Origin of the sequence: Mycobacterium asiaticum (genome assembly GCF_001673365.1) — a bacterium.
GTDB classification, from domain to species: domain Bacteria; phylum Actinomycetota; class Actinomycetes; order Mycobacteriales; family Mycobacteriaceae; genus Mycobacterium; species Mycobacterium asiaticum_A.
The window spans coordinates 1-4,431 of record NZ_LZLS01000175.1 but is presented as its reverse complement, the minus strand read 5'-3'; the positions used below and the strand labels follow the sequence as shown (position 1 = coordinate 4,431).

Annotated in this window: 5 protein-coding genes; 4 read left to right on the top strand and 1 reads right to left on the bottom strand. The window is 65.2% G+C overall.

The genetic code is table 11. The features are described from left to right. The first annotated feature begins 244 nt into the window (after positions 1-244). From A5634_RS18970 to A5634_RS18955, 4 genes are read left to right on the top strand one after another with little or no spacing between them, the layout of a single operon-like run. A complete protein-coding gene (locus A5634_RS18970) occupies positions 245-1,252 on the top strand; it encodes a daunorubicin/doxorubicin resistance ABC transporter ATP-binding protein DrrA (protein ID WP_065145575.1) in 1,008 nt (335 codons plus the stop codon). 44 nt (positions 1,253-1,296) lie between these two features. Then, positions 1,297-2,085, top strand: coding sequence for an ABC transporter permease (locus A5634_RS18965; protein ID WP_081290524.1), 789 nt, complete (start codon positions 1,297-1,299; stop codon positions 2,083-2,085). Further along, on the top strand, positions 2,082-2,876 hold the full coding sequence (locus A5634_RS18960) for an ABC transporter permease (RefSeq protein WP_065145573.1): 795 nt from the start codon (positions 2,082-2,084) through the stop codon (positions 2,874-2,876). Before A5634_RS18965 ends, A5634_RS18960 begins: the two co-directional genes overlap by 4 nt. Before the next feature lie 27 nt (positions 2,877-2,903). After that, positions 2,904-4,148 carry a phthiocerol/phthiodiolone dimycocerosyl transferase gene (locus A5634_RS18955; RefSeq protein ID WP_065145572.1) on the top strand — a complete coding sequence of 415 codons (1,245 nt, stop codon included), beginning with the start codon at positions 2,904-2,906 and terminating at the stop codon, positions 4,146-4,148. A 21-nt stretch (positions 4,149-4,169) separates the two neighbouring features. Here A5634_RS18955 and A5634_RS18950 read toward each other — a convergent pair. Then, on the bottom strand, positions 4,170-4,431 hold a 262-nt coding region (locus tag A5634_RS18950; protein ID WP_172831743.1), incomplete at its 5' end, for an acyl carrier protein.

The window sequence follows — 4,431 nt, the reverse complement described above, 5'->3', positions numbered from 1 at the left end:
GAACCGACACGGCGGGTTCGTTATTGGGCATGCGAGTCTCCTCAGTCCAGCCTCGACAGGTCCACCAGGGCGCCGGCCGCGGCGACGATGGAGGCGCTGGTGCAGGCCTTCCCGCGTGCGCTGAGCGAGTTGATCCAGGAAGGCCAGGACGGGCTGGCCGCACAGCAGAGCGAGAGCGAAATGGTCGGCGTCGCCGCGGCCGGCGCCCTGGTGGACCTGTCGAGGCTGGACTGAGGAGACTCGCATGCCCAATAACGAACCCGCCGTGTCGGTTCGCGGGATCGGCAAGACGTTCGGCACCCGATCGGGACAGGTCGTGGCGTTGGACGACGTCAGCTTCGAGGTGGGCCGCGGCGAAGTGATCGGCCTGCTCGGGCCCAACGGCGCGGGCAAGACCACCATGGTGGACATCCTGTCGACACTGACCAAGCCGACCAAAGGCTCGGCGAGCGTCGCCGGTCATGACGTCGTTGCCGACCCGGCCGGCGTGCGCCGCTCCATCATGCTCACTGGACAACAGGTCGCGCTCGACGACATGCTCTCCGGGCAACAGAATCTGGTGATGTTCGCCCAGCTGTACGGGCTCAGCAAGTCGGCTGCCCGCGCCCGTGCGGCCGAACTGCTCGAACAGTTCGACCTGGTGGACGCGGCCAAACGGCGGGTCAGCACCTACTCCGGCGGGATGCGTCGGCGCATCGACATTGCCTGCGGACTGGTCGTCCAACCCCAGGTGGCGTTTCTGGACGAGCCCACTACCGGTCTGGATCCGCGTAGCCGACAAGCCATTTGGGATCTGGTCGGCAACTTCAAGAAGCTGGGCATCGCCACACTGTTGACCACGCAGTACCTCGAAGAGGCGGATGCGCTCAGCGACCGCATCATCCTCGTCGACCGCGGCAAGATCATCGCCGAGGGCACCGCCAACGAACTCAAGCACAGCGCCGGCGGCACCTTCTGCGAGATCGTGCCACGCGACGTCAAGGAACTGCCTGCCATGGTTGCGGCCCTGGGATCGCTGCTGCCCGAACAACAAAGGTCGATGCTGACACCCGACTCCGACCGAATCACCATGCCGGCACCCGAGGGCACCGGCACGCTCATCGAAGCCGTCCGACTGCTCAACGAGGCCGACATCGAACCCGCCGACATCGCGCTGCGCCGTCCGTCGCTCGACGACGTATTCCTTTCCATGACAGCCGATCCCAGCGAGTCCCGCACGCTGAGTCACCTCACACCCGAGGCGGTGCGGTGAGCGCGCCGGCATTGGCTCAGCCGGTCCAGAGACCCAGGCCGTCGATGCTCGCCCAGTGGCGGGTGTTGACCGTCCGCTTCATCGCCCCCACGCTGCGCAACGGTGAACTGATCACCGCGATCGGCGCGTCGTTGTCCTTCGCGGTGGGCTTCTACATTCCGTTCTCCATACCGTGGGCCCACTACGTGGGCGGCGCCAGCAGCGGCGTCGCCAGTAGTCTCGGCCAATACATCACACCGCTGATCACTATGCAGGCCATTGCATTCGCGGCGATCTCGTCGGGGTTTCGCGCGGCAACCGATTCGCTCAACGGCATCAATCGACGGTTCCGGTCCATGCCGATCGCGCCAATAACGCCGGTGCTTGCCCGGGTGACTGCCAGTGTGTACCGATGCTGCGTGGGTCTGGCGGTATCCCTGCTCGCTGCGCACATCATCGGATTTCGGTTCCACCGCGGCGCGCTGTACATCGCGGGCTTCTGCCTACTGGCGATCGCGATCGGAGTGGTGTTGTCCTTCGGCGCCGATTTGCTCGGCACCGCCACCCGCAACCCCGACGCCATGCTCCCGCTGGTAACCATGCCCATCTTGATCTTCGGGTTGTTGTCCACCGGCATCCAACCGCTGAAGATGTTCCCGCACTGGATCCAGCCTTTCGTGCGTAACCAACCGATCTCCCAGTTGGTGCTCGGCTTGCGCGCCCTGGCCGGCGACACCACCAAGTCGCCGGTGCCGGTGACCTGGGCGGTCATGACTCCTTCGCTGCTGTGGCTGCTCGGGTTCGCGGTGCTGCTGGTTCCGGTGTCCATCGTCGTCTTGTCCCGACGCCCATGACGGCTCAGAGTCTTCCGGAAAGCTCCCTGCGGCTGCTGGTGTCGCAGACGCGGGTGCAGACCAAGCGGATCCTGACCCGATGGGGACGCGACCTGATCACCGTCTCAGAAGCCCTGGTGCTGCCGGTGGTGTTCATGGTGGTGCTCTACATCGTGCTCGGCAACCTGATCTACGCGATGACTCACGACAGCGCGCTGTACAGCATCGTCCCGCTGCTTGCGCTGGGCGGCGCCGTCAGTGGTTCCGCTTTTGTCGCCATCGATTTGATGCGTGAGCAGCAGAGCGGATTACTGACCCGACTCTGGGTGATGCCGGTGCACCGGGCATCGGGTCCGCTGTCGCGGATTATCGCCGAGGCGGTCCGCATCCTGGTCACCACCGGGGTCATGCTGGGCGCGGGCGTGCTGCTGGGATTCCGGTTCCGGGGCGGCGTTTTCGCGACGGTGCTGTGGTTTGCCGTCCCGGTGATCTTCGGCATGGCGTTCGCCGCCGTGACCACAGCGGTCGCGCTGTTCGTGTCGAAAACCCTTGTGGTGGAAGCCGTTGAGCTGTGGCAGCTGCTGTTGATCTTCTTTTCCACCGGGCTGCTTCCGCTGAACCAGTATCCGCAGTGGGTGCGACCTATCGTCGAGCACCAGCCGGTGAGCTACGCGGTCACCGCGATGCGCGGGCTCGCCGCCGGCGGACCGGTGCTGGCACCGATGATCGCGACACTGTTGTGGAGCGCCGGAATAGCCGCCGCGTGCGTCATACCCATAGCGATCGGATACAAGCGGGCCAGCACGCGCTGACCCTGACCAGAAAGCGGAGTTCTGCACATGTTTGCCGGATCGGTGATCCGAAAGCTCTCGCACAGCGAGGAAGTTTTTGCACAGTACGAGGTGTACACCGCCGTGACGGTGCACCTGCGTGGTCGTGTGGATGCCGACGCGCTTGCCGAAGCCTTCGATGCCCTCGTCGACGCCCACCCGATCTTGGCCAGCCACCTTGAGCCGAGCGAGGACGGTGGTTGGAATCTGGTGTCCGACGACATGATGCACGCGGGGATCGTGGTGGATGACGGCGACTTTCCGTCAGAAATCAAGCTCAATCAGGGTGAGACGCTGCTGAATCTGCGGCTTACCTTGCACGAGGACACGTCGGACTTGACGATCTTCCTGCACCACAGCATCGCCGACGGGCACCACGGCGCAGGCCTTTTCGACGAGCTGTTCTCTCGATACACCGATGTGGTGACGACCGGTGACCCCGGCCCGGTGCACCCGCAGCCCGCGCCGCAGCCGCTGGAAGTCGTGCTCGAACAACGTGGCGTCAAGAAGCTCGGCATGACCGGCGTCGAGCGATTCGTGCCGGTGATGTTCGCCTACGATCTGCCGCCCGCGGTGAAACCGACGCTCATCGCGACCCCTGGTCTCCCCCAACCGGTTCCGGTCTCCCGGGTCCGGCTCACTGAGCAGGAGACCGCGGACCTGGTGGAATTCGGCCGGGAGAACCGGGTGAGCGTCAACACCCTGGTGGCCGCAGCGATCCTGATGACCGAGTGGCGGCTGCGTGAAACCCCGCACGTGCCAATCCCGTACGTCTACCCGGTCGACCTGCGGTATTTCCTGAGTCCCCCGGTGGCCCCGACGGAGGCCACCAACCTGGTGGGGGTGGCCACCTACCTCGCCGAGATAGGCCCCGACACCGACATCATCGATCTGGCAGCCGATATCGGCGCCACGTTCCGGGCCGACATCGCCGACGGGGTGGTCCAGCAGTCGGGACTCAACTTCGGTGTGGCCTTCGAGGGGACCCCAGCCGGGTTACCGCCGCTGGTCTTCTGCACCGACGTCAGTGCGCTGCCCAGCGTGCGGATGCCGGCCGGGATCGAGCTGGAAACTTTTGCCGGACAGTTCTATTGCTCGATCACCGTCCCATTGGACTTCTACGGCTGCGGGCTGTCCGGCAACCAGCTGGTGCTGGAGAACCACGGGCACGCGACGCAGCGAACAAACTCCCTGGAAGACATCCGCGAGTTGTTGTGCGCCGCCCCGTCCGACTACGGCTGGGACATCGAGTAAAGGGAGCGTAAGAGACTCGCGCTAGGCCGGCACTTCCTCGGCCAAAGTCTCCGCCAGGTGCTCGGACAACGTGCGGGCCGTGTTGTGGGTGGCGATCACCTTGGGACTCAACCGGATACCGGTCTCGGTCTCGATGTGCGTTCGCATCTCGAGCATGCCCAGCGAGTCCATGCCGTACTCGACGAACGGGCGGTCGGCATCCACGGTGCGCCGCAGGATTACGCCGACCTGCTCGGTGATCAGACGCCGCAACCGCGCCGACCACTCCTCACGCGGCGCAGTC